The sequence below is a fragment of the Candidatus Amarolinea dominans genome (assembly GCA_016719785.1).
GTDB lineage: Bacteria > Chloroflexota > Anaerolineae > SSC4 > Amarolineaceae > Amarolinea > Amarolinea dominans.
In genome coordinates, this window is the sequence record JADJYJ010000001.1 from 335,272 (window position 1) to 357,194 (window position 21,923).

The following is a 21,923-nucleotide window of genomic DNA, read 5'->3' on the forward strand; positions in this document are numbered from 1 at the left end:
GATGAAACCCATGCGGTAGGCAATCTCCTCAGGACAAGAGATCATCATGCCAAGGACGGAGATTCTTGCCACAGATTTCACTGATTCTCACGAAGTGTTTTGATTCGTAGTCTGGCGCTGGGTCAGGCGATCTCAGCGGCCAACTGGATGAAGCGCGCGTTGTAGTTCAGCGTCTTGAGCTTCCAGGAAAGATAGAAGGGATCGAGGGGGATGCAATGCCCGCCAACCCCCAGCCCCGGCGTGAACTTCATAAAGCCGTAGGGCTTGGTCGCGGCCGCCTCGATCACTTCCCAGGGATCCAACTCCAGCTTGTCGCACATCACCGCGATCTCGTTGACCAGCGCGATGTTCATCGCCCGGAAGGTGTTCTCCAGCAGCTTCACCATCTCCGCCGCCTGGGTGGACGACACCGGCACGATCCGCTCGATGATCGCCCCGTAGAGCGCCTCGGCCACCTCCCGGCAGGCCGGCGTGGTCCCGCCCACCACCTTCGGCGTGTTCTCCACCGTATACCGTTGGTTGCCCGGATCAATGCGTTCCGGCGAGAAGGCCAGGAAGAACTGCTGGCCGACCGCGCAGCGCTCGACCCCCATGGCCTGGCACAGCATCGGCAAGAGCAACTCCTCAGTCGTGCCCGGATAGGTCGTGGACTCCAGCACCACCAACATGCCAGGGTGGCTGATGGCCCTCCATCGTTCGTCGTTCGTCGTTCGTCAGCGCTGCCAGCCGCTCCGATGGAATATCCTGCACGTACGACTCGCCGCGCTGAACCGCGGCGACCTTACTGCCGTCCACTTCGATGCCGACCACGGGAAAGCCCTTCTCGGCGAAGGCCACGCCAGCGGCAGGCCCACATAGCCCAGGCCGATGACGGCCACGACCGCGGTGTGATCGTGAATCTTGGAAAGCAGTTGGTCTTTCATCGAGTGACTCTGTATCGTCCTTCGGCCACGAATGGGTTTTTTGCCACGAATTTCACTAATTTTCACGAAGGGTTTTGATTCGTGGTAATTCGTGTGATTCGTGGCAGAGATTGCGTCTTCTTGCCACGAATTTCACTAATTTTCGAATTGTTCTGATTCGTGGTAATTCGTGTGATTCGTGGCAGAGATTGGGGTTTTCTTGCCACGAATTTCACGAATTTTCACGAAGGGTTTTGATTCGTGGTCTGACGCTGCGTCAGGCGATCTCGGCGGTCAGCTCCAGGGGTTGCTCAGCGACCGGCGCCCAGGGATGCACCACGATGCGCCGGATCATGGCGTCCGTCTGCAGGATGTGCGATCGTGCTCGCAGATCAATCATGGCGCGGAGACTGGTGGTCAATTGCTCGAAGCGCAAAATCGCCGATTCTGCAAGTCGCGAGCTTTTGTCTGCTTGATATGCCCAATCCTGTTTCGCCATCTCAACTTGATACCAGGCAATCGTTTCAGAAAGCGCCAGGGGTATAATGAACCAACCAACGATTGCTTGAATCGTTTGGTCGTTCTTGAGAATCAAGTCACAGTAGGGGGAGAACGGCCCTTCACCCGTCTCCCCTAACATTACGCCCTGTGGCATTTGATTCATGCGTTTTCTTGGTTCGTGTCAACCGATTGACTATGGCTGCCCATCGCAGATTCTCCCAACTCCCCCACGATCGGTTTCGAGCACTCATAGAGCGTTTCAGGAGCGATATCAATGTCGCCAGGCCAAACGACTGTACCATATTCGACCCGCGCCCAACGAAACAGTGACCAAGTCGCCAGGGTTGTCCAGGGGCGGAGCGTCAACAAGGGAGTTGTATCGAATTGGCGTCTCTCTCCATTAGCATACTCAAGTTCCAGGGTAAAGTCTGGATAAGGCGCCACCTTCACGACATCAATCAACATCTTTTGTATTCCTACTGTAGTGGCGCGATCCTGAAAGGCGGCTCACCAGAGACTGCCAAATCCCAGTTGAGCAGGAGATCCTCGCTCAGCGCCCGTATCCCTGACGCTGCGTCAGGCGATCTCGGCGGTCAGCTCCAGGGGTTGCTCCGCGACCGGCGACCAGGGATGCTCGACGATGCGGCGGATCATGGCGGTGGTTTCTTCTTTATACTGCCACCATTGGATGCTTGCTTCTAACTGCACATGTGTCTCCGGATGCTGAAAGCGCAACAATGCCTTCTCAGACATTACGTATCCATCTTTTGATCCATTTGTCCAACCCAACTCCACCAACTTGGTCCGATACCAAGCAATGGTCTCCTCAAAGCCAAGCGGTACGACAAACCATCCGACTACCACTTCAATCGTCTTGTCGGGTTCCAGAACGATGCGCCAGTATGGATCGAATGGCCCCTCGCCCGTTTCGGCAACCCGCGTCCCTGGGGCAAGAGGAATATCTTTGGGCCATTCCTCCAGACGCAACCAAATTAGTAATCCGTTCTGTCGCCGCCGGAACTCGCGATAACTACCTAATAGCCCCATGTGGGAACCCTCAACTTTTCCATCAGCGTCTCTAGTCTCGCGACTGTTTCTGCACTCACGCCGGAGCCCTTCATTCCATCCGCTGTATAGTGTAGGTTCTTCAAGGCTCCGACAAAGTCGTCAACCTGAAACTCCGACAATCCCTGTTCCTGCAATATCTTTTCAAGTGACATGCCAGGATTCTTTTTCACGATCTGGCTCAGAAAATTGGTGATCTCTTTGGCCCAATCGTTGACGTCTTGAGCCTTGTAATCCCGCTCTCTGACCTTGCGCTGATACTCTTTGTCATCTTTCGGCGGTTCGAAGCCTGGAAAGCCGCCGACGCTGGCCCCGCCCAGCAGCTTCGAGAGATGGCTGGCGGTCTGGCGCAGCAGCCCTTCCGTGCCCGGCGCCAGCGACGCCTGCGCAACGCTCGCCGGCGCCGATGAGGTCAGATCTACAAGCAGTGTGTTGGACATTGCCATCAGACCAACGAGGGCTATCCCCACGACGACAAGCCACACCAGCGCGGGTGTTGAGCCGCGACGTTTCACGATCGAGAGAGTGATTCATGGATTTCTTTCTCTGCCACGAGTTTTTACGAATTGTTTTCCTGTTCGTGGTAATTCGTGTCATTCGTGACAAAGATTGGGTTTTTGCCACGAATTTCACTAATTTTCACGAAGGGTTTCGTGGTAGCGCACGTCCGCGCCTTTGTGTCGCAGCAGCTCGATCACGTCCAGCGCCAGCGACCGAAGAAGGTTGACTACCTCAAGCGCTTGCTTCCCATTCTTGGCGTGTCACACCGGCTTCATCCAGCAGACGCACGAGCAGGTCAACGCTGATGTCACCGCGATGCGGGTTCGGGACGATCAACCGGCGATCAGCGCGTACAAGGAACTCGTGGCGCCCGCTAGATAACGGACCCTCGAAGCCCAGTCGCAACATGCGTCGGATGAACTCACGACGCGACACCGGCACGAGACGTCCAGGCATCAGACGGCCACTCGCTGCGGAAGCCGAATTGCGACGTCGCCCAGGCTTGGCAACTCCATACCTCGAGCGATACTGAAGAGCACCCAATCCTCTAACGCCGCTGCCAGGCGCCGGCGGCAGTCCTCCAACGTCTGACCGACCGCCCAGACACCTTTCAAGGCCGGAATGTGACCGTAGTACGGCTCTAAGTCGTCAATCAATTCGTAGTGCGCAGATTCCAAAGCTGTGCCCAGATATTCTGTCAACATGTCGTCAGCTTCCTCCCGTTTGCCCTCGTCGCGATACAGGCTATTACTCCCGTCCTACCACATGTCGCGTATCTACGATCAACTCCATCCGCTGCCTGATCGCCGCCCAATCATACCACGCATGATCCGTCACCACCACCGCGCAGTCGGCCGCGGCCAGGGCGGCGTCCAGGGCGGTCTCGCCGGCCATCGCGAAACCGTTGTGGCGGATAACTGGCACGTAAGAGTCATGGTAGCGCACATCGGCGCCCCGCTGACGCAGCAGCTCGATGATGTCCAGCGCGGGCGACTCCCGCACATCGTCAATGTCCTTCTTATACGCCACCCCCAACACCAACACATTGCTGCCCTTCAACGGCTTGCCGGCCTCGTTCAGCGCATCCACCACCTTCGCCACCCAGTAGCGCGGCATGTCGCTGTTGATCTCGCCGGCCAACTGGATGAAGCGGGCGTTGTAGTTCAGCGTCTTCATCTTCCACGACAGATAGAACGGATCCAGCGGGATGCAGTGCCCGCCCACCCCCGGCCCCGGCGTGAACTTCATGAAGCCATAGGGCTTGGTGGCGGCCGCCTCGATCACTTCCCAGGGATCCAGCCCCAGCTTGTCGCACATCACCGCGATCTCGTTCACCAGCGCGATGTTCACCGCCCGGAAGGTGTTCTCCAGCAGCTTCGCCATCTCCGCCGCCTGGGTGGATGACACCGGCACGATGCGCTCGATGAACCGCGGTGTGATCATGAATCTTGGCAAGAAGTTGGTGTTTCATCGAATGACTCTGTATCGTCCTTCGGCCACGAATGGGTTTTCTTGCCACGAATTTCAACGTGTGATGTGAAATGCTATGCGTTGACGGTGTAGGTCGGTTCGTCGCAAGGCACAACGCAATGATGTCGCGCATGTTCGCCATCGGCAATCATATTTGCATTTCACGCCGTAACCAACTCAAAGCCTACAGGCTCAGGCAAGGGATGGTGTGCTTCTGTGTAGCACTCCTGTAGCAGATCGAGGACCTCTCGCCCGCGCCTGGCAGCTTCTTCGTATGAGTCACCATGCGTGTGCGCGGAAGGGAACTCCGGAAATGATACGACATACGCCCCATCCCCATCAGACCATTGGATCACCATGCTATAGTGACTAACCATCCCGGCCCTCCAATTTTCTCAACACCAAATCCACATCGCGCTGCTGATAAGGTTTCGCATCATCGCCATCGCTGCCAGATAGCACGACGACATCATCCAGGTGGGGATGCATCCAAACGGTGTGACTGCCTTTACCTGCCCGCCGGATGAATCCTGCCCTAAGCAGCGCTGCTTTCAGCTCGCGAAGTTTTATACAACAGCTTGTGGTCATTGGCAAATCGCATACAACCTGTAGGAACAGTTCTGTTTTCGCTCAAACGTTCTACGCGACGGCTTGTGGCAAGTCCCTTATGACCTACTACCCATTGGTGTGTCGAAAACAGGCTAAGTGGGCGAACTTCATGCGTTACTTCCCACTCCGCAATTAACCATTGATCTTGCTCACTGTCAAATATCACTCAATCGTCCGCCGCAGCCCATCCTCGAACCCGAACCGCTACCCTGGCCGCCAGGTGGATGATCAGGTCAGGCCGGGCATCGTGCAGCAGGGTCAGCGCCGCCTCGCGCTGCACCAGGTCTCCCCCAGAATTGGGGGGCAGGGGGGCCGCGCCGTGCGCACGCAGCTTGTCCACCACGAAGGAGCCGAGGAAGCCAGCCCCGCCGGTCACGGTCACGCGTTGGTTGCGCCAGAAGGTGGCGTTGTTGGGCCAGGATGGGGTTGCAGGTTCGACATGGGCGGCTGCGGGTCGGGCGTATTTAACGCTCATCCTGATCCTCACCCACCCGCGCCAGGCCTTCCAGAAAGTCCGCGAAGGCCAGCAGTTCAGCACGGAGTAGCTGCCATTCTTCATCGAGGCTCATCAATAGACCGCTCATCTTTTCAGGAACCAGATTCATCGTGTAGACGTTACGCACCAGGTGTCGAAAGCGGCGAAATTCGTCGAGCGCACGAACCCTTTGCTTGCCGACTACCGCAGGGCGTACACCTGAGACATCCTGCGCCATCAGTTCAATCAGGTCTCGATGCCAGGTCTGCCCCGTGGGAAGGTTGTGATCAATCCGTTGCGCTACCAGTTCGAACAGCCGCTCTATCCCTGAGTAAAAGCTGTGCAGATTCAAGGCTACCCCGTCCAAGTACATATCCTCTTCGGGCATTTGTCGAGATCTGGCCCAGCCTGTCAGCGAGCGTTGCACCACCCGATCTAGCTCCAAGACCTCACCCTGAATCCGCTCGGCCAGCAGTTGATAGGGTGACGTCACAGCTCTATCCCTTCGCGCTCGATCATACGTCGCAACGACTCCCCGGTCAATTCAATCTCAACCAGGTCAACCGGACGCTCTCCAATCACGCCTTCCACCAGTCGCCAGGCTTCCCAGTAATCACCAGGGGCTAACCCTTCGACCGCCATATCAACATCCGAGTCAACGGAGAACCAGTCGCTGTCTGCCAGGGAGCCAAAGAGTATCACACGACGCACGGCAAAGCGGCGCTTGAGCAATGCTGCGGCCTGGCGCGCAGTCGTTACCAGCCGTTCTCGCGTTCGCCGTTCTTCTGCTGTTGGTTTGGGCGGAGAGGGCGGACGTCTGGGTGCTTCCAGATAAGGCTTCCAGCCCTCTCGTGTAAGTTCTAGAGCGGTAGGCATGATAATCGTTCTCGTGCTGTCTGGCGTGATCTCATTAGGCTAAGAATAGCCAGGCCGGTGATCAGGTCAGGCCGGGCATCGTGCAGCAGGGCCAGCGCCGCCTCGCGCTGCACCAGGTCTCCCCCAGAATTGGGGGGCAGGGGGGCCGCGCCTCGCTCCCGCAGCTTCTCCACCACGAAGGAGCCGAGGAAGCCAGCCCCACCGGTCACGGTGACGCGTTTGTCTTGCCAGAAGGTGGCGTTGTTGGGCCAATCATTGCTCATCGTTGTTCAACCTCTACTCACCGGGCTGCCTCTCCCTTCACTTCGATGAGAAAGCCCTAACAAACGCTGTAGTACAGCGTCGACCTGAGCCAGGTGATCCTCATCTACCTGACCAATCCAGCGTATCAACGCCTCTTTGCTGACTGTGAAGATCAACCCCAACAGCGCCTTGGATGTCTCTGGCAAATTGGCTGTGCCCTTCGGCAACAACACATCCTCTGCATAGATAGCATCTACCTTGCGACTTGTCAGGGGCACAACGATCACAAACGGATAGCGTGGATTCCCATTCTCCACATCGTCCTGTAGGATCAGCACTGGACGCGCTTTGGCCACGCCTTCCGAATCTCTCTCATGCGGGAACGTGTACCCACGCAGCAAGTACACAGCGCCCCGACGCAACTTCGGATCAGGCAAGGAACGCCTCCCACTCTTCCTCCTCTTCACCCAGAGCCGCTTGCAGGGCCTCCATACTGTAGGGGGGCAACTCCTCGTGAATTTGCCGCAGAAGCAACGCTTGCTCACCGGCGTTATCGTCTGTCCAACTGACCATCCCAGGCATGCCCTGAGCAAAGCCAAAGGGTCGTCTCGGCTCTTGACGCAGGTAGCGCGTGTACCATGTCACCGCCTCCAGGATGTAGTCCTTCAGATTCATCCCACCCTGAACCAACATTGGTTGTACATCGGTCACCAGTTGGTCAGGCAGTACCATTTCAATGACTCTGGACATAGAAAATACCTCCACTTTTCCAACAGGGCAGGCGCCGCGTCCTACTGCGCCAGGTCGTACTCCCGTTTGCGGGGCGCGAAGATGTCTGCAGCCCATCGCTCTCGCAGCTTGTCCACCACAAAGGAGCCGAGGAAGCCGGCGCCGCCGGTGACGGTCACGCGTTTGTTGCGCCAGAAGGTGGTGCTGTCGGGCCAGTCAGGGTTCATGCGATGTGCCTGCCACGAATGGTTTTTGCCACGAATTTCACTAATTTTCACGAAGTGTTTTGATTCGTGGCGGGGTCTACTGTACGACTCGTACTCCGGATGCGTGCTGGATTCGCTGTTCAGACGATCCGAACACCCGTGTCCTGAATCACGCAAGCCAATGGGTTATTGATGTTGAAGTTCTCCGGGCTGAAAGCGCGCGGTTCGATACGGTCATCCATCTTGGCGGCAAGTTTCATCAGGGCAAGTTGTGCCACAAACAGATCATCACCAAAATCGGGCGAGATGATCGCTACATCAATATCGCTCCATGGGCCAGCCTGCCCACGGGCCTCTGACCCGTAGAGATAGGCCGCAGTGATGCGGTGCTGCTCACGAACTGCAGCGAGAAATTCTCCTACGCTGTGCTGGACGGCAACTGAGATCTCAGCCATCGCATCAACTCCTTGATCACGCTCATCTGCTGCGCCGTGTATTCGGGCGTACAGGCTTGACGAAAAGAACGTTTGAAATCGGGATACCTGGCTTCCAAATTGAAGGCAGTCACCGTGGTCAGTTTCTCCGAAGTCTCCTCATCAATGTCCAGTTCTGCGGCGCGGGCGAGACGCAGAAGATTGTGAAGAGGTGGTGCATGCTGTTGTTGCCTGAAGACATACTGCGCCTTCAGCGCCTTTTCGACAGCCAGATGGCCGAAAAAGAGTGCGTACGAGTAGTCGGCCTTGGCTATCAAATGATCAGCTACTTCCAGAGCTTCTTCAGCCTCCGTCATCCAGAAAGCGACAACCTTAGCAATATCCAATTCAGCATCTGATTTTGTTGACATATCCCAAAGCTCGCCTCGTTTAGATTTTTCACGAAGTGTTTTGATTCGCGGTAATTCGTGGCATTCGTGGCAGAGATTGGGGTTTTCTTGCCACGAATTACACTAATTTTCACGAAGTGTTTTTGATTCGTGGTAGTTGGTGTGATTCGTGGCGGAGATTGAGTGTTTTTGCCACGAATTTCACTAATTTTCACGAAGGGTTTCGATTCGTGGTAATTCGTGCAATTCGTGGCGGAGATTCCGTTTGCCACGAATGACACGAGTTCTCGCCAATCAAATCATGCCGCGTTCCGCTTTGTGCCCGTGCATCCGGGTTCTCCGTGGATCCATGCCCGCAAGTGTCTATGCGCCAGGTACAGGGGTGATCCCCAACCCTGACATCTGATGAATGTGCTCATCGAAGGCGAAGACGTGCGGTATCCCCAACCTTTGAGCCATCACCAGGATCGAACAATCCGTGCGGAGCAAGGGAATTTCGGCGAAAAGCTGATAGGCATAGTCTACATAACCCCGGTTGTAATACACGCGCACCTGCAGGCTGGTCTTACCCGTCAATTCGGCACGAATTTTCAAGAGGAATTGGTCGGGTGCAAATTCCTTGGTCTCTACGTTAGCCACCCGTTTGCACAAAGGGTCTGCCTGCAAGATGGCATTCAAAGTGCCCAGGATAGCTGGCAGAGACGTCACGACACCGTCTCTTGCCGCAGGCCCAGCCAACTCTCCAGCATCTCCCGAGCGACCTTCCAATCCAGCCAGTCATCTTCTTCTTGCATGATGGCCTGCCCCAGGGCCTGATGCTGTTGGGAAGGAAGCTGGCTCATTTCTAGAAGAACCGAGCGTTCGTGCAGATACTCGCCAAATCGCTCAAAGTGCATACCGTACTTGCGCTCAAAACGCGTCGCTTCCCGCTGCAACATGGCGATCTGGCGCAGGATGTAATCCCGCAGCAACTCCCGGATGGCTTGCTCCTCGGTCGTGAATATCTTGCGTCGAATCAAAGGCTCCATAACAACGGTCAAACTCGCACTCATTCCGATCCTCCTCTTCAAGATCTCCCGCGATCACGGCCAGGTCGCGGAGGGCATAGTCCTCGATACGCGGGACGAAGATCTCGGCCGCGTTGCGCGCCTGGAGCTTCTCGACGACAAACGAGCGAGAAAGCCGGCGGCGGCCGGTGACGGTGACGCGTTGGTCGCGCCAGAAGGTGTGGCTGTTGGGCCAGTCAGGGTTCATGCGCTATGCCTGCCACGAACAGGTTTTTTTGCCACGAATTTCACTAATTTTCACGAAGTGTTTCGATTCGTGGTAATTGGTGTAATTCGTGGCAGAGATCAGGTCTTTTTGCCACGAATTTCACTGATTTTCACGAAGTGTTCGGATTCGTGCTCCTGGCGCTGCGTCAGGCGATCTCGACGGCCAGCTCCGGCGGTTGCTCCGCGACCGGAGGCCAGGGAGGCGCCACGAATAATTACTCATGATAGATCTATTGCAGCGTCAGGATCAGAGTGCGCACGTTCAGGACCACGATCAACAAGCCCACCAGCAGCATGAACGGCCGGTGCGGCAGCCGCTTGGTCGCAAACGCGGCCAGCGGGGCGGCGATGGCGCCGCCGATCAACAATCCCAGGATGACCGTGCCATACTTGATGAATTCACCGCTGCCCAGCGCGATCACAAAGGTAATGGATTGCGCCAGGGTGACAAAGAACTCCGTGGCATTCACGGACCCTACGGTGAAGCGCGGTATGTTGCCGCGCCACTAGCGTGGAGGTGACGATGGGGCCCCAGCCGCCGCCGCCTACTGCATCCATGAACCCGCCGCCCAACGCCAGCGGCAGCAGCCAGGAACGCACTTCGCGCGGGGCCAGGCTGCGAAACGCCCGGAAGATGATGATCAAGCCCATGATGATCAGATAGACCGCCACGAACGGCTTGATGATGTCGCCTTCGAAGTTCGACAGGAGGTACGCGCCGATCACACCACCCAACACGCCGGGGATCAGCAGGTTTTTGGCCAGGTCGAAGTGAATGTTGCCTGCGCGCCAGTGCGAAAGGCCCGAGATGCCCGTGGTAACCACCTCGGAGGCATGGACGGCCGCACTGGCGAACTTCTGCGGCACTCCCAGGCTGACGAGAACGGTGGTGGAGCTGACGCCGTACGCCATGCCCAACGCGCCATCAATCATCTGGGCCACGAAGCCAACCAGGATGAAGGCCCAGATCGGGATATTCTGAATATCCATAATGAAGTTCTCCGAACCGGAACAGATTCAGGGTGTCGGCTGCTGATCGGCTGCCTGTCCTTCCAGCTCGGCCAGCAACTGGCGTAGTTTCTCGACCCCGATGATTTCCCACGTCACGCGCGCCACGTCCGGCAACGGTTCCTGCCACAGCCACTCCACACGCAGCCAGCAGCCCGGTAAAGCCTTTGTGTGATACGTGCCCTTCGTTCCAGCAAAAGCAGCGCGATACCGCCCATCCTCCCCCAGACAATAAAACTCGGCCCATCGCCGCAACGGGTCCAGCAGCCAGTACTCGGGCACACCGCCGGCCTCATACTCCACGAACTTAGCCCCCCGATCTCGCGCCAGGCTTTCCGGCGAGACAACTTCCACCACCAAGTCGGCCGGCCCGTCCAGATAAGTCTCCTGGAGTCGGTCCAGGTGTTCCTGGGCGACAAACAATAAGTCCGGTTCGCGGCCTTGTTTCATTTTCATTTGGAAAGGAGCGCTCAGCACCAGGCCCAGGTGATGTTGTTCGACAAACACCCCCAACACCTTTTCCAGGAACCCGATCAGCAGTTGATGTCGTTGCGACGCCGGACTGGTCATCACTACCTCTCCATCTACCCATTCGGCCAGGGTATCTTCATCCATCCAGGCCAGAAACTCAGCATAGCTTATCTTTGGGCGCGTCTGACGCCCGAGCCTTTGCCTGACCCCTTGCCATCGGTACGGCCGCTTTGCATATCCTACGGCCTGGGACGGCAGCGCTTCGGGGTATGTTTCCTTCACGATCGTCGCTGGTGAACCCGCCATCATACACCTCCCCACAACCCTCGAACGCTGATAGGGCGAGTCGTTCCTACTGCACTCCCCCCTCGATCGCCAACGACACCGGCTCGCCGTTCATCACCAGGGAGCGCTGCGCGGCTTGCAGCACGCTCAGCACCCGCAGCCCGCTGACGCCGTCGGTGAGCGGCGGTTGGCGGCTGCGCAGGCTCTCCAGGAAGGCCAGGCACTCCTGCCGCAGCGGCTCCGCATCGCTGAACGGCACCGCCTCGCCCTCGCCTTTGACCGGCACCGGCATGCCTGCTTCGATGTCCACGCGCTGATCGTAGAGCACCAACTGCTTGGAGACATCGTCGAAACTCGCCATCTTCTGGCTGCCCACGATGACCAGGCGCTGCTCTTTGAACGGGTGCAGCCAGGAAACGAAGATGTGAGCGCGCACGCCGTTGTCGAACAGCAGGTTGGTCACGGTGACATCGGCGATGTTCGGCTGCACGTAGTTGCCGCCGCAGGCCACCACCTGGAACGGCAGCTCGCCCAGCAGGCGCAGAATGACCGCCACATCGTGCGGGGCAAAGCTCCAGAGGATGTTCTCCTCGCGGCGCACCTTGCCCAGGCTCAGGCGGTTGGAGTAGACGTAGCGCACCTTGCCCAGGGCGCCGCTGCGCACCAGCTCCTGCAGGCGCACGATGGCCGGATGATACTCCAGCACGTGCCCCACCATCAGGATGCGGGCCTGCCGCGCGGCCAACTGCACCAACTCCGCGCCCTGGCGATAGGTCAATGCCAGCGGCTTTTCGACCAGAACGTCCTTGCCGGCCAGCAGAGCCTGGCGCACCAGGTCGAAATGGGTCTCGGCCGGCGTCGCGATCACCACGGCCGGCACGTCCGCCTGCCAGACCTCCTGCACGTCGGCCACAATGGGAGTGGCCGGCGCCAGTTGGGCCGCAGTGGCCCGCCCGGCTGTAGTAGCATCGCACACCAGGGCCAGCGCGCCGAGCTGCTGAAAATTGCGCACCAGGTTCCTGCCCCAATACCCACAGCCGATTACCGCAACGGTCATGATTCCCTCTCTTCCCTTCACTGTGTGATGATCTGGCTGGCCCAGGCGCGATTGGCCTGGTACCAGGCCGCCAACTGCGTGAACCCTTGCTCCAGGCTGGTTTGCGGCTGCCAGGCGAGGAGGCGCCGGGCCAGGCTGATGTCGGCCCAGGTGGCGGACACGTCGGCCGCGTGCGCCGGGCGGAAAATCAGCTGCGCCGGCCGCTGCACCAGGCGCTCCACCAGGCGAATGACATCCAGCAGGATGACCGGCGCGTCGGAGCCGAGGTTGATGACCTGGTAGCCGAGCGGGCGCAGGGCCGCGAGCGTGCCGCGGGCAATATCATCCACGTAGGTGAAGTCACGCGACTGCTGCCCGTCGCCGAAAATGGTCACCGGCCGGCCTTCGCTGATCCACTGCACGAAGCGCAGCGGCGCCATATCGGGCCGTCCGGCCGGGCCGTAGACCGTGAAATAGCGCAGCACGCTGATGTCCAGCCCGTGCAGGTGATGATAGGCGTAGCACAGCGCCTCGGCCGCCTTTTTGGACGCCGCGTAGGGCGACAGCGGGCGGGCGGTTGACTGATCCTCGCGGTAGGGCAGGTCTGTGCTTTGCCCATACAGGCTGGAGGAGGAGGCGAGCACGAACTTGGGAATGTCGAACTCGCGGCAGGCCTCCAGCAGGTTGAGCGCGCCGGTGACATTGGTCTCCAGGTAGGCCCAGGGATCGTCCACCGAGGACCGCACGCCGGCCCGCGCGGCCAGGTTGATGATGGCCGCGAACCCGCCGGCCGGGCCTGGCTGGCGCTGGCGCGCGGTCAGCAGGCTGCGCAGCGCGGGGCGGTCGCCGATGTCCAGGCGCTGAAAGACAAAGCCCGGCTGATGCTCGAGCTGCGCCAGGCGCCACGTCTTGAGGCGCGGATCGTACGCGTCGTTCAGATTGTCGAGACCGAGCACCGGTTGACCGGCCGCCAACAGGTGTTGGCAAACACGTGCGCCGATGAAACCGGCGCAGCCCGTGACGATGACCGGGGCCGGCAGTGGAAGATTCTGAGAAATGGGTGACTCCTGACTGGCGGTCGAAGGCAATGCACCGCCCGGCTGCCAGGCACTGGGCGCTGGCGGCCCCTGGTGAAACGAACAGGACAACGTAACGGCTCAGCGCAGGTGGACGCCCGTGCGGCATGTGCTCCAGGTGCAACTGCAAGCGCCGGCCCGCGGGTCGCCGTGGCCTGAGCAGATACGAACGAATGATCACGCGTCGGAGCGAAGGCTGCAACGAACACGCTGCTTGCCGGCTTCAGGCCGCAGACCGACCCAAAACCTCTATTAGCGTCAGTCCAAGACTAAAGAGAGACGTTCTTTCGATGCTGGCAGTTGGGATTTGAGGGGGGGCATACCGACATTGAGTTGCGATGACAGATCAGTGTCATGTCCCCCATGAGCGGATAGGCGGCGGCTCTGAAGTGTGACAGAGCCAACCGATCGTGTACGGTCAGGATTAGGCGGGCCATAGCAGACAAACATCAGGGGCCTGGTTACGTTTCATACCGGCTTTCGGAGGACTACTGCAAATCCTGCCGCGATCTCGGTGACTCGGGAGGCGCTGGCCATGAGCGGGCAAGCCTACGCAATCGTACATGATAACGCTGCAAGCATCGAAACGTTCTTGATCATCGGCCCGAGGTCATCGAGCCTATCTTAGAGCGCACCTCAGTCGCTTGTTTAGTTTAGCACAAGTCACGCCATCGGGCAAGTGCGGCCACGTTTGGAATTCCTGTTGCGCCTGAGTTGACCGTTCTTCGCCGGATGTTTTATAATAAGCCCGTTCGCCGGTCCCCCGCCAGCCCACCACAGAGGAGATCCACATGAGTTTACCCGCGCAGGGCGACCTGAAGACCCTGCTGAACCAACTGGCGGCCGATGCGACCGCGCTTGACGCAGCCATCGAGCGCTATTGGACGCAAGAGGGCGTGTCGCAGCTCGAGATTTTCATTGACCCCGATCTGTTCCAGTACATCCAACGCTGGTACGCGGAGTCGCGTGCCTTTGCCCAGCGCGTGGCCAATCTGCAGGCCGTCGCCAGCCAGCTCTAGCTCGATCTCACAAGGGCGGCGCACGCGTGGCCCCCACGAACGGATTCTTCATGATTACGGCCATCCTCATCACACTCATTTTGCTCATCATCGCCGGCCTCCTGGCCCTGGGCCTGGTCATCGTCTACGCCTGGGTGGTGCTGCGTCCCCTGGCGCAGCACCAGGGCAGCCTGCGCCTGCCCGGCCTGCAGGCCACGGTGGAAGTGCTGCGCGATCGCTGGGGCATCCCGCACGTCTACGCCGGCAGCGAGGCCGATCTGTGGTTTGCCCAGGGCGTGATTCATGCCCAGGACCGCCTGTGGCAGATGGAGCTGAGCCGGCGCGTGGCCCAGGGGCGCCTGGCCGAACTGTTCGGCAGCCAGGGCCTGGAAGCAGATCGCCTCAGCCGCACGGTGGGCCTGCAGCGCAGCGCCGCCCGTGAGCTGGCCGCGCTGCCGCCGCGGCCGCTGGCCGCGCTGCAGCGCTACGCGGATGGCGTCAACGCCATCATCGCCCGCCTCGGCCCGCGGCCGCCGGCCGAGTTCACCCTGCTGCGCTTCAGCCCCGAGCCGTGGACGCCGCTCGATTGCCTGGCCTGCGCCCGCGTCTTCGCCTGGAGCCTGAGCGGCAACTGGGAGAGCGAACTGCTGCGCACAACCCTGCTGGCTCGCCTGGGGCCAGAGCGCACCGCGGACCTGGAGCCGGAGCATGCGCCCGGCGTCCCCCTCACCGTGCCCGGCGTCGAAGGCTTGCAGCAAGTGGCCGGCCTCTTGCTCGGCCAGTACGATCAGATGCGCGCCTGGTTCGGGGCCGGTGGTCAGCCTGGCGCGGGCAGCAATGCCTGGGCGGTGGATGGCAGGCGCGCGGCCTCCGGCAAACCGTTACTGGCCAGCGACCCTCACCTGGCGGTGCAGATGCCCTGTCCCCTCTACGAAAATCATCTGGAGGTCACCGCGGCCGACGGCCTGCGCGTGACGGGCGCCAGCCTGCCCGGCCTGCCGGGCATCCTGCACGGGCACAACGCCGCCCTGGCCTGGGGGCTGACCAACGCGCCGGTGGACACGCAAGACCTGTTCGTGGAACAGCGCCACCCGACCGATCCCCGCCTGTTTCGCTTCCAGGAGGGTTGGGAAGAGGCGCAGGTATTGATCGAAACGATCCGCGTGCGCGGGCAGGCGCAGCCGGAGAGGCTGGAGATCATCAGCACCCGCCACGGGCCGCTGCTCAATGGGTTGCTGCCAGGCGCGGAGGGCGATTATCCTCCGCTGGCCCTGCGCTGGAGCGGGCATGAGGCGGGCGGGTTTGTGCATGCGCTGCTGGGCATGAACCGGGCGCAGACCCGGGCCGAATTCCAGGCCGCGGCGCAGCAATGGGCCACGCCGGCGCAAAACGTGGTTTACGCCGACCGCGAGGGCGCCATCGCCTCGCTGCTGGTGGGCCTGGTTCCGGCGCGCAGCCAGGGTTTGGGCCTGGCGCCCGCGCCAGGCTGGACCGGCACGCACGAATGGAGCGGCTGGGTGGCGGCCGATGCGCTGCCGCAGGCGCTCAACCCGGCGTCAGGATACGTGGTCAGCGCCAATCAGAAGCTGGTGGGGGACGACTACCCCTTTTTCCTGACGCTGGAATGGGCCGATGGTTTTCGCGCCCGACGCATTGCCGATGTCTTGCGCAGCAAACCGCGCCACACGCGTCGCGACTTCGAGGTGCTGCAAAATGACGTGCTCTCGCTGCCCGCGCAGCAGATGGTGTCTTACTTCAGCGTGCTCAACCCGGACGACCCGTGGGAACGCACCGCGCTGCGCCTGTTGGTCGAATGGAACTACCGCGCCGATCGCGACAGCGCCGGCGCCGCCATCTTTGCCCTCTGTCACGTCTATCTGCTGCAAAAAGTCTTTGGCGACAAACTCGGCCCCGCGTTCGCGGCCTACCTGGGGCAGGCGCACAGTGCGCTCTTCCCGCTGACCCCCTTCCTGGGCCGCGCCAGCCACCGTCTGCTGCAACTGCTCGAACAGCCGGACGCCTATTGGTTTGCGAATGGCGCCCATCCCCGCACCCGCGATGAGCTGTTGCAGGAAACCCTGACGCAGGCGGTCAAAACCCTGCTGGAGACGGTGGGCGACAATCCGCGGCGCTGGCAGTGGGGACGCCTGCATCAGGCCGTCTTCCGCCATCCGCTGGGCGAGACGCGCCTGGGCTGGCTCTTCAGCCGCGGACCGGTTGCCGTGGATGGCGATGGCGCCACCGTGGCCCAGAGCGCGTTCCCGCTCAAGATGCCCCTCGGCTTCGTCACCGTGGCTTCGGCCTACCGGCAGATCATTGATCTCGACAATTTCGATCAGAGTCTGAGCGTACTCAACGTCGGCCAGTCGGGTCAACCCGGCAACCGGCACTACAGCGACCAGATCGAACCGTGGCGCGAAGGCGAATATCACCCGCTGAGTTGGAGCCGCGCCCAGGTGGAAGAGGTATTGGAACGAAAGTTGATCCTGGAGCCGTAAGGCGCCGTCTGCTTTCGTTCCGCCGAAACGACGCGAGAGGCGTTCCTGTAGGTCCGGTCTCCTGGCCGGACGATGTTGGACGAGAGAAGCAAGCTCCGCGGCCGACGGCGTTGTCACGCCAGAGACGTGACCTACGGTTTGCGCCTGACTTGGACTTGGCGCCCCGGGCCTCGTGCCTTCCTGATTATCTGGGACAGGAGCGCGCCGGGTCTACGAGGCGGCCAAAGTCGCGTAGTTCGAAGTGGAGATGCGGGCCGGTGGAGTTGCCGGTGGAGCCGACCGCGCCGATGACCGCGCCTTTCTCCACCACATCGCCGGGCTGCACGTAGTAATTGCTGAGGTGAGCATAGAGGGTGACATAGTCATTGTTGTGATCAATGACCACGCGGTAGCCGTAACCCTGGCTGTTCCAACCGGCCAACACCACGGTGCCATTGTCGGCCGCGGTGACCTCAGTACCGGCTGCCACAGCCAGGTCAAGGGCGCGGTGGCGCGCCTGATCGAAACCTTGTGTCATGCGGGCGCCGGTCAGCGGCCAGGCGAAGTTGCCATCGCCGTAGGGCCACACGCCTTGCCAGTAAAAGCCATCGGGCGTGACGTGCGTGCCATCCGGGGGATGGGCCGGATCGAACGGCAGCGCGGACAGGTCCCAGCGCGGCAGACTGCGCCGCGGCAGGGCAATCAGCGGCTGCTCCACCCCCTCGCGCTGATACACCAGCAGATGCTGGCCTGTCATCAGCAGGTGGGGCGGCTGGCGCAGCGCGTTCCAGGTGATCTCCACGATGCTGTCGGCCGTCACGCCGTAGAGGGTCGCCACATGGTCAATGGTCTCCCCCATTGTGACCTCGTGGCAGATGGTGTTGAGCGCGGGGATGGTGATGGTCTGCCCGGCGCGAAAGTTGTAGGGGTCCGGCGCATAGGGCGCGGTGGCGCAGGCCAGGCTTTCGATATTGCGGCCGAATTCCACCGCCAGGCTCCAGGGCGTGTCGTGCAACTGCACCACGTAGGTGAAGGTCGCGGTAGAAATCACCGAGTGGCCGTCCGTTTCATCCGCCGCCGCGACGGCGGGCGTTGGCGTGACTTTGATGCCACGCAGGCGCTCGCCCCATGTCCCCGACCTCGGTGTGGGGGTGCCGGCCGCGGCCAGCGCTGGACGCGAAACAGCCGGGCCGCTCAGCCACAGGGCCAGCAGCCAGGCAATGCTCAGGGGCAGAAGCAGTGACAGCCTGCGCGTCCGTTTCACCATAGTAGCCAGATTATAGACACAAACCCCACTTCCTGTCAAGCATCAGGAATGAGAATAAGATGAAGGTTTCATGAAAAGAAAACGCCTACTTCACTCATTCGCACGCAGCCGATAGCCCACGCCCGGTTCGGTGAGGATGTAATTTGGCCGGGCAGCATCCGGTTCCAGCTTGTGCCGCAGGTTGCTCATGTTCACGCGCAGCAGATGCGTCTCGGTCTGATAGGCCACCCCCCACACCTGGCGCAGCAGTTGGCGATGCGTCAGAACCTTCCCCGCATGCGTCACCAACATGCGCAGCAGCTCATACTCCTTTGGAGTCAACTGCACCTCGCCGCCGGCCACAGTGACCAACCGTCGGCCCAAGTCAACGGTCAGTTGCCCAACGGTAAATACCGGTTCTCCTGTCGGCGCCGTTCCACGACGCAGCGCCGCCCGCATACGCGCCAACAGTTCGCCCATACCGAACGGCTTGGTGACGTAGTCGTCAGCCCCGGCATCCAGCGCCTCGATCTTGGCGGCTTCCTGCTCCTGCACCGTCAGGATGATGATGGGAGTCTGTGTCCATTCGCGCAGCCGCTGCGTGACTTCGATGCCGTCCAGGTCGGGCAAGCCCAGGTCGAGAATCACCAGGTCGGGATGGTGCGCGGCCACGGCCAACAAGGCCTCGCGGCCGTTGGACGCTTCCAGGACGACGTAGTCGTGCGCAGACAGAGAAACGCGTAGAAAGCGGCGAATAGCCTGCTCGTCATCCACTACCAACACGCGCGGTCCACCGTCGCTCATTCTGCCTCATTCCTCCTTCCCAACGTCATTCCCACTGCCCTTGCCGCTGCTGCTCTGTTCGCAAGGCAGCGCCATGGTGATGATCGTTCCACCGCCCGGCCGATTCTGCGCCCAGATACGGCCGCGGTGCGCCTCGACGATGCCCTTGCAAATCGCCAGGCCCAGGCCCGTGCCGCTTACTTCCCCTGGGCGATGGACGCGGTAGAACTTGTCGAAGATTCGCTCCAGGTCTTCTGGCGGCACGCCAACGCCGCGATCGGCGACCGCGATCTCCAGCGCGCCGCCGGTCGAACGAACCGTCACTTCGATGGGCGTGTTGTCGGGCGAGTATTTGAGTGCATTGTCCAGCAAGTTGCCCAACACCTGGACCATCAGGACGAAATCCATCGGCGCCAGCACCGGGGGCGCATCCACGATCACCGGCCGATTCGCCAGCCTTCCCTGCAGCCGCTCGAGGGTGGCGCTGATCACCTCTTGAACGTCGCAAGGCTCCTCCACCGCTTTCAGCGCGCCGGCCTCGATCCGGGTCATGTCCAGCAAATTGCCCACCAGGCGATTCAGGCGCTCGGCCTCCTCGCGCGCCATGACCGTCAGGCTGTGCCGCGTCGCCTCATCGAGCCTGGCGCCGTCCTCCTCCAGGCTGGTAAGAGCGCCGGTGATGGACACCATCGGTGTGCGCAAATCGTGCGAGATCGAGTTCAACAGGGCCTGCTGAAGCTCCTCGGTAGCACGCAAGAGTCGGGCCTGCCGCGCTTGTTCGGCCAGCTCGGCGCGTTCGATGGCCAGGGCAGATTGGCTGGCAAAGGCTTCGAGCAAACGCCGCTGCTCTGGCGCCAGGGATGAGCCTGGATCGGTTGGTTTCACGCCCAAGACACCCACCACACCACGCACGGTCTTGAGGGGCATACAACGCAGTTCGGCGGCCGGGAGGGTATCGGTCCCGCGGCCGGCCGGTTGTCCGTGCTTGAACGCCCATAAAGCGACAGTCAGCGCGTTCTCTTTCAGCGTCAGGCCTGGGCTGAACGCGCGCGGCTGCAGTGAATCACCCACGGGCAGCAGAATGACGCCCTCGCGACCGAACGTCTCACCGACGTGGCGGATGACCGCCTGCAGGATGTCATCCAACCCACCGGCCGCAGCCAGATCACGGCTGAGTTCGTAGAGCGCGACGGCCTGCAGCTCGCGGCGCTGCGCCGCTTCGGCCTGCTCGCGTGAGCGGGCCGCCAGCGAGCTGATGACCAGGCCGACGACGAACAGTCCGATGAAGGTGAAGATATACTCCGTATCGGCCACGGTCAGGGTGAGCCGCGGTTCGATCAGGAAGAAATCGAACGTCAACACCCCCAACACTGATGCCAGGATTGCCGGCCCGCGGCCCAGGTAGATGGCAGCGATAACCACCGCAGCCAGGTAGAGCATGACCAGGTTGACCGGCGAAATCACGCGATGGATCGGTATGCCGAGCAGCGTAACCGCGCCGACAAGCGCGGCGCTCCACGCGTAGCACTGCCAGGGGCGATGCGGCCGCCACGGTGCAGATGCAGCCGAAGGTTTGTTCTCGACTTCTGAGCTGATGATATAGATATCTATGTTGCCGCTCTGCGCGATCAGGCGATCCACGATGGAACCACGCAGGTACTCGATCCAGCGCGGGCGCAATGGTTTGCCTACGATGATTTTGGTGACGTTGTGTCGCCGCGCATAATCCAGGATGGCATTTGCGACGTCCTGGCCTGGCACGGTGAACGCCTTGCCGCCGAGTTCTTCGGTCAACTGGAGGATGCGCGTGACCTGCTCTGCGCGTGTTTGCGGCTGGCGTGCGTTGCCCGGCGTCTCCACGTGAACAGCGAACCACTCGGCCTTCAATTCGTCGGCCAGGCGCCGCGCGGCGCGCACCAACCGCTCGCCCAAGGGGTGCGAACTGACACAAACCAGCAACCGTTCGCCCGCTGGCCAGGGGCCGGAGATCGCGCGGGTCTGCATGTACGCGCGCATCTGCTCATCTACTCGGGCCGCGGTGCGGCGCAGGGTCAGCTCGCGCAAGGCTGTCAGGTTGCCCATCCGAAAGAACTGCTGGATCGCGCGTGCGGCCTGTTCGGGTACGTAAACTTTTCCCTCTTGCAGGCGCTGCAAAAGCTCCGGCGGCGGCAGGTCTACCACCTCGATCTCGCTGGCCGCGTCCAGGATGCTGTCTGGCACCTTTTCGCGTACCGTAATGCCGGTGATCTGCGCCACCACATCATTCAGGCTCTCCAGGTGCTGGACATTCAGCGTGGTATGAACGTCAATGCCGGCTGCCAGCAGGTCCTGGATGTCGAAGTAACGTTTGGGATGGCTCGAGCCGGGCGCGTTGGTGTGCGCCAACTCGTCCACCAACGCGAGTTGGGGCCGCCGCGCCAACACAGCCTCCACGTCCATCTCGGGTAGTGTGGCTCCGCGATAGGCAACCTGTAGCCGCGGGATGACCTCGAGCCGGGCAACCAGCGCCTCGGTTTCCGGCCGGTTGTGGGTCTCCACGCAGCCGATCACGACATCTATGCCTTGGGCAAGACGCTGGTGCGCAGCTTCCAGCATGGCGTATGTCTTGCCGACACCGGCCGCGTAGCCCAGAAAGACCTTCAACTTGCCGCGCGCCTGGCGCGCCTCCTCCGCCTGTACGTGGGCCAGGAGATCGTCAGGGTTGGGGCGGACGTGTTCTTCAGACACAGGTGTCCTCTGCGGGCGATTGACGATGGCGTCCGTCTCTCGCCTCGGATTGATCGTCTGGGGGTATCTTCTCAATTTGTAGGGGCGCACCCTTGCGGTCGCCCACGCGGGCAGGCGCAAGGCCATGCCCCTACCCCGGATT

The 21,923-nt window shown here is 61.0% G+C and carries 26 protein-coding genes and 4 pseudogenes; 2 read left to right on the forward strand and 28 right to left on the reverse strand.

Going from position 1 to position 21,923, the window contains the following annotated elements:
* Positions 1–122: 122 nt before the first annotated feature.
* The 25 genes and pseudogenes from IPM84_01720 to IPM84_01840 form a co-directional block, all read right to left on the reverse strand.
* Positions 123–923 (reverse strand): annotated as a pseudogene (locus tag IPM84_01720) (nucleotide sugar dehydrogenase).
* 256 nt (positions 924–1,179) lie between these two features.
* Positions 1,180–1,566, reverse strand: coding sequence for a hypothetical protein (locus IPM84_01725; GenBank protein ID MBK9091498.1), 387 nt, complete (start codon positions 1,564–1,566; stop codon positions 1,180–1,182).
* The gene (locus IPM84_01730; protein ID MBK9091499.1) at positions 1,563–1,868 is read right to left on the reverse strand and encodes a DUF2442 domain-containing protein; all 306 of its coding nucleotides are present in this window, start codon (positions 1,866–1,868) and stop codon (positions 1,563–1,565) included. Before IPM84_01730 ends, IPM84_01725 begins: the two co-directional genes overlap by 4 nt.
* Positions 1,869–1,979: 111 nt before the next feature.
* A complete protein-coding gene (locus IPM84_01735) occupies positions 1,980–2,450 on the reverse strand; it encodes a hypothetical protein (protein ID MBK9091500.1) in 471 nt (156 codons plus the stop codon).
* A complete protein-coding gene (locus tag IPM84_01740; protein MBK9091501.1) occupies positions 2,438–2,983 on the reverse strand; it encodes a hypothetical protein in 546 nt (181 codons plus the stop codon). The genes IPM84_01735 and IPM84_01740 overlap by 13 nt, the downstream gene beginning before the upstream one ends.
* A 217-nt stretch (positions 2,984–3,200) precedes the next feature.
* The gene (locus IPM84_01745; protein ID MBK9091502.1) at positions 3,201–3,425 is read right to left on the reverse strand and encodes a type II toxin-antitoxin system HicA family toxin; all 225 of its coding nucleotides are present in this window, start codon (positions 3,423–3,425) and stop codon (positions 3,201–3,203) included.
* Entirely contained in the window at positions 3,425–3,673 is a 249-nt protein-coding gene (locus IPM84_01750; protein MBK9091503.1) for a type II toxin-antitoxin system HicB family antitoxin, read from the reverse strand. Before IPM84_01750 ends, IPM84_01745 begins: the two co-directional genes overlap by 1 nt.
* 43 nt (positions 3,674–3,716) lie before the next feature.
* A complete protein-coding gene (locus tag IPM84_01755; protein MBK9091504.1) occupies positions 3,717–4,412 on the reverse strand; it encodes a nucleotide sugar dehydrogenase in 696 nt (231 codons plus the stop codon).
* A 188-nt stretch (positions 4,413–4,600) separates the two neighbouring features.
* Positions 4,601–4,816: a type II toxin-antitoxin system HicB family antitoxin gene (locus tag IPM84_01760; GenBank protein MBK9091505.1), complete on the reverse strand. Its 216-nt coding sequence runs from the start codon at positions 4,814–4,816 to the stop codon at positions 4,601–4,603.
* On the reverse strand, positions 4,809–5,027 hold the full coding sequence (locus tag IPM84_01765) for a type II toxin-antitoxin system HicA family toxin (GenBank protein MBK9091506.1): 219 nt from the start codon (positions 5,025–5,027) through the stop codon (positions 4,809–4,811). The genes IPM84_01760 and IPM84_01765 overlap by 8 nt, the downstream gene beginning before the upstream one ends.
* Positions 5,028–5,214: 187 nt before the next feature.
* A complete protein-coding gene (locus IPM84_01770; protein MBK9091507.1) occupies positions 5,215–5,523 on the reverse strand; it encodes an NAD(P)-dependent oxidoreductase in 309 nt (102 codons plus the stop codon).
* Positions 5,513–6,016, reverse strand: a complete 504-nt coding sequence (locus tag IPM84_01775) for an antitoxin (GenBank protein MBK9091508.1) — start codon at positions 6,014–6,016, stop codon at positions 5,513–5,515. The genes IPM84_01770 and IPM84_01775 overlap by 11 nt, the downstream gene beginning before the upstream one ends.
* Positions 6,013–6,399: a DNA polymerase gene (locus tag IPM84_01780; protein ID MBK9091509.1), complete on the reverse strand. Its 387-nt coding sequence runs from the start codon at positions 6,397–6,399 to the stop codon at positions 6,013–6,015. The genes IPM84_01775 and IPM84_01780 overlap by 4 nt, the downstream gene beginning before the upstream one ends.
* A gap of 149 nt (positions 6,400–6,548) precedes the next feature.
* Positions 6,549–6,662, reverse strand: a pseudogene (locus IPM84_01785) (NAD(P)-dependent oxidoreductase).
* A 6-nt stretch (positions 6,663–6,668) separates the two neighbouring features.
* Positions 6,669–7,079 carry a type II toxin-antitoxin system PemK/MazF family toxin gene (locus IPM84_01790; GenBank protein ID MBK9091510.1) on the reverse strand — a complete coding sequence of 137 codons (411 nt, stop codon included), beginning with the start codon at positions 7,077–7,079 and terminating at the stop codon, positions 6,669–6,671.
* Positions 7,072–7,392, reverse strand: a complete 321-nt coding sequence (locus IPM84_01795) for a hypothetical protein (protein ID MBK9091511.1) — start codon at positions 7,390–7,392, stop codon at positions 7,072–7,074. Before IPM84_01795 ends, IPM84_01790 begins: the two co-directional genes overlap by 8 nt.
* A gap of 41 nt (positions 7,393–7,433) precedes the next feature.
* Positions 7,434–7,598, reverse strand: coding sequence for a hypothetical protein (locus IPM84_01800; GenBank protein ID MBK9091512.1), 165 nt, complete (start codon positions 7,596–7,598; stop codon positions 7,434–7,436).
* A 119-nt stretch (positions 7,599–7,717) separates the two neighbouring features.
* Entirely contained in the window at positions 7,718–8,032 is a 315-nt protein-coding gene (locus tag IPM84_01805; protein MBK9091513.1) for a nucleotidyltransferase domain-containing protein, read from the reverse strand.
* A complete protein-coding gene (locus IPM84_01810) occupies positions 7,996–8,421 on the reverse strand; it encodes a HEPN domain-containing protein (protein MBK9091514.1) in 426 nt (141 codons plus the stop codon). The genes IPM84_01805 and IPM84_01810 overlap by 37 nt, the downstream gene beginning before the upstream one ends.
* 342 nt (positions 8,422–8,763) lie before the next feature.
* Positions 8,764–8,880 (reverse strand): annotated as a pseudogene (locus IPM84_01815) (PIN domain-containing protein).
* A gap of 224 nt (positions 8,881–9,104) precedes the next feature.
* The gene (locus IPM84_01820) at positions 9,105–9,452 is read right to left on the reverse strand and encodes a hypothetical protein (protein MBK9091515.1); all 348 of its coding nucleotides are present in this window, start codon (positions 9,450–9,452) and stop codon (positions 9,105–9,107) included.
* A 452-nt stretch (positions 9,453–9,904) separates the two neighbouring features.
* Positions 9,905–10,664, reverse strand: a pseudogene (locus tag IPM84_01825) (sulfite exporter TauE/SafE family protein).
* Positions 10,665–10,691: 27 nt separating this feature from the next.
* Positions 10,692–11,459, reverse strand: coding sequence for a Uma2 family endonuclease (locus tag IPM84_01830; GenBank protein ID MBK9091516.1), 768 nt, complete (start codon positions 11,457–11,459; stop codon positions 10,692–10,694).
* A 46-nt stretch (positions 11,460–11,505) separates the two neighbouring features.
* Complete coding sequence (locus IPM84_01835) at positions 11,506–12,495, reverse strand: Gfo/Idh/MocA family oxidoreductase (protein MBK9091517.1); 990 nt, start codon at positions 12,493–12,495, stop codon at positions 11,506–11,508.
* A 17-nt stretch (positions 12,496–12,512) separates the two neighbouring features.
* Positions 12,513–13,514, reverse strand: a complete 1,002-nt coding sequence (locus IPM84_01840; protein ID MBK9091518.1) for a GDP-mannose 4,6-dehydratase — start codon at positions 13,512–13,514, stop codon at positions 12,513–12,515.
* Between the two features lie 827 nt (positions 13,515–14,341).
* Here IPM84_01840 and IPM84_01845 point away from each other — a divergent pair.
* Positions 14,342–14,569, forward strand: coding sequence for a hypothetical protein (locus tag IPM84_01845; GenBank protein MBK9091519.1), 228 nt, complete (start codon positions 14,342–14,344; stop codon positions 14,567–14,569).
* A gap of 50 nt (positions 14,570–14,619) precedes the next feature.
* Positions 14,620–17,046 carry a penicillin acylase family protein gene (locus tag IPM84_01850; protein ID MBK9091520.1) on the forward strand — a complete coding sequence of 809 codons (2,427 nt, stop codon included), beginning with the start codon at positions 14,620–14,622 and terminating at the stop codon, positions 17,044–17,046.
* A gap of 184 nt (positions 17,047–17,230) precedes the next feature.
* Here the strand turns inward: IPM84_01850 and IPM84_01855 are convergent, their stop codons facing one another.
* From IPM84_01855 to IPM84_01865, 3 genes are all read right to left on the reverse strand, one after another.
* On the reverse strand, positions 17,231–18,292 hold the full coding sequence (locus IPM84_01855; protein MBK9091521.1) for a M23 family metallopeptidase: 1,062 nt from the start codon (positions 18,290–18,292) through the stop codon (positions 17,231–17,233).
* Between the two features lie 90 nt (positions 18,293–18,382).
* Positions 18,383–19,075, reverse strand: coding sequence for a response regulator transcription factor (locus tag IPM84_01860; protein MBK9091522.1), 693 nt, complete (start codon positions 19,073–19,075; stop codon positions 18,383–18,385).
* Positions 19,076–19,081: 6 nt separating this feature from the next.
* The gene (locus IPM84_01865) at positions 19,082–21,907 is read right to left on the reverse strand and encodes a sensor histidine kinase KdpD (GenBank protein ID MBK9091523.1); all 2,826 of its coding nucleotides are present in this window, start codon (positions 21,905–21,907) and stop codon (positions 19,082–19,084) included.
* Between the last annotated feature and the right edge of the window lie 16 nt (positions 21,908–21,923).

Bases quoted from the DNA above. Each gene is read 5' to 3' on its own strand.
- IPM84_01725 (MBK9091498.1), bottom strand. From the start codon at position 1,566: ATGAATCAAATGCCACAGGGCGTAATGTTAGGGGAGACGGGTGAAGGG.
- IPM84_01730 (MBK9091499.1), bottom strand. From the start codon at position 1,868: ATGTTGATTGATGTCGTGAAGGTGGCGCCTTATCCAGACTTTACCCTG.
- IPM84_01735 (MBK9091500.1), bottom strand. From the start codon at position 2,450: ATGGGGCTATTAGGTAGTTATCGCGAGTTCCGGCGGCGACAGAACGGA.
- IPM84_01745 (MBK9091502.1), bottom strand. From the start codon at position 3,425: ATGCCTGGACGTCTCGTGCCGGTGTCGCGTCGTGAGTTCATCCGACGC.
- IPM84_01750 (MBK9091503.1), bottom strand. From the start codon at position 3,673: ATGTTGACAGAATATCTGGGCACAGCTTTGGAATCTGCGCACTACGAA.
- IPM84_01755 (MBK9091504.1), bottom strand. From the start codon at position 4,412: ATGATCACACCGCGGTTCATCGAGCGCATCGTGCCGGTGTCATCCACC.
- IPM84_01760 (MBK9091505.1), bottom strand. From the start codon at position 4,816: ATGGTTAGTCACTATAGCATGGTGATCCAATGGTCTGATGGGGATGGG.
- IPM84_01765 (MBK9091506.1), bottom strand. From the start codon at position 5,027: ATGACCACAAGCTGTTGTATAAAACTTCGCGAGCTGAAAGCAGCGCTG.
- IPM84_01770 (MBK9091507.1), bottom strand. From the start codon at position 5,523: ATGAGCGTTAAATACGCCCGACCCGCAGCCGCCCATGTCGAACCTGCA.
- IPM84_01780 (MBK9091509.1), bottom strand. From the start codon at position 6,399: ATGCCTACCGCTCTAGAACTTACACGAGAGGGCTGGAAGCCTTATCTG.
- IPM84_01795 (MBK9091511.1), bottom strand. From the start codon at position 7,392: ATGTCCAGAGTCATTGAAATGGTACTGCCTGACCAACTGGTGACCGAT.
- IPM84_01800 (MBK9091512.1), bottom strand. From the start codon at position 7,598: ATGAACCCTGACTGGCCCGACAGCACCACCTTCTGGCGCAACAAACGC.
- IPM84_01805 (MBK9091513.1), bottom strand. From the start codon at position 8,032: ATGGCTGAGATCTCAGTTGCCGTCCAGCACAGCGTAGGAGAATTTCTC.
- IPM84_01810 (MBK9091514.1), bottom strand. From the start codon at position 8,421: ATGTCAACAAAATCAGATGCTGAATTGGATATTGCTAAGGTTGTCGCT.
- IPM84_01820 (MBK9091515.1), bottom strand. From the start codon at position 9,452: ATGAGTGCGAGTTTGACCGTTGTTATGGAGCCTTTGATTCGACGCAAG.
- IPM84_01830 (MBK9091516.1), bottom strand. From the start codon at position 11,459: ATGGCGGGTTCACCAGCGACGATCGTGAAGGAAACATACCCCGAAGCG.
- IPM84_01835 (MBK9091517.1), bottom strand. From the start codon at position 12,495: ATGACCGTTGCGGTAATCGGCTGTGGGTATTGGGGCAGGAACCTGGTG.
- IPM84_01845 (MBK9091519.1), top strand. From the start codon at position 14,342: ATGAGTTTACCCGCGCAGGGCGACCTGAAGACCCTGCTGAACCAACTG.
- IPM84_01850 (MBK9091520.1), top strand. From the start codon at position 14,620: ATGATTACGGCCATCCTCATCACACTCATTTTGCTCATCATCGCCGGC.
- IPM84_01855 (MBK9091521.1), bottom strand. From the start codon at position 18,292: ATGGTGAAACGGACGCGCAGGCTGTCACTGCTTCTGCCCCTGAGCATT.
- IPM84_01860 (MBK9091522.1), bottom strand. From the start codon at position 19,075: ATGAGCGACGGTGGACCGCGCGTGTTGGTAGTGGATGACGAGCAGGCT.
- IPM84_01865 (MBK9091523.1), bottom strand. From the start codon at position 21,907: ATGGCCTTGCGCCTGCCCGCGTGGGCGACCGCAAGGGTGCGCCCCTAC.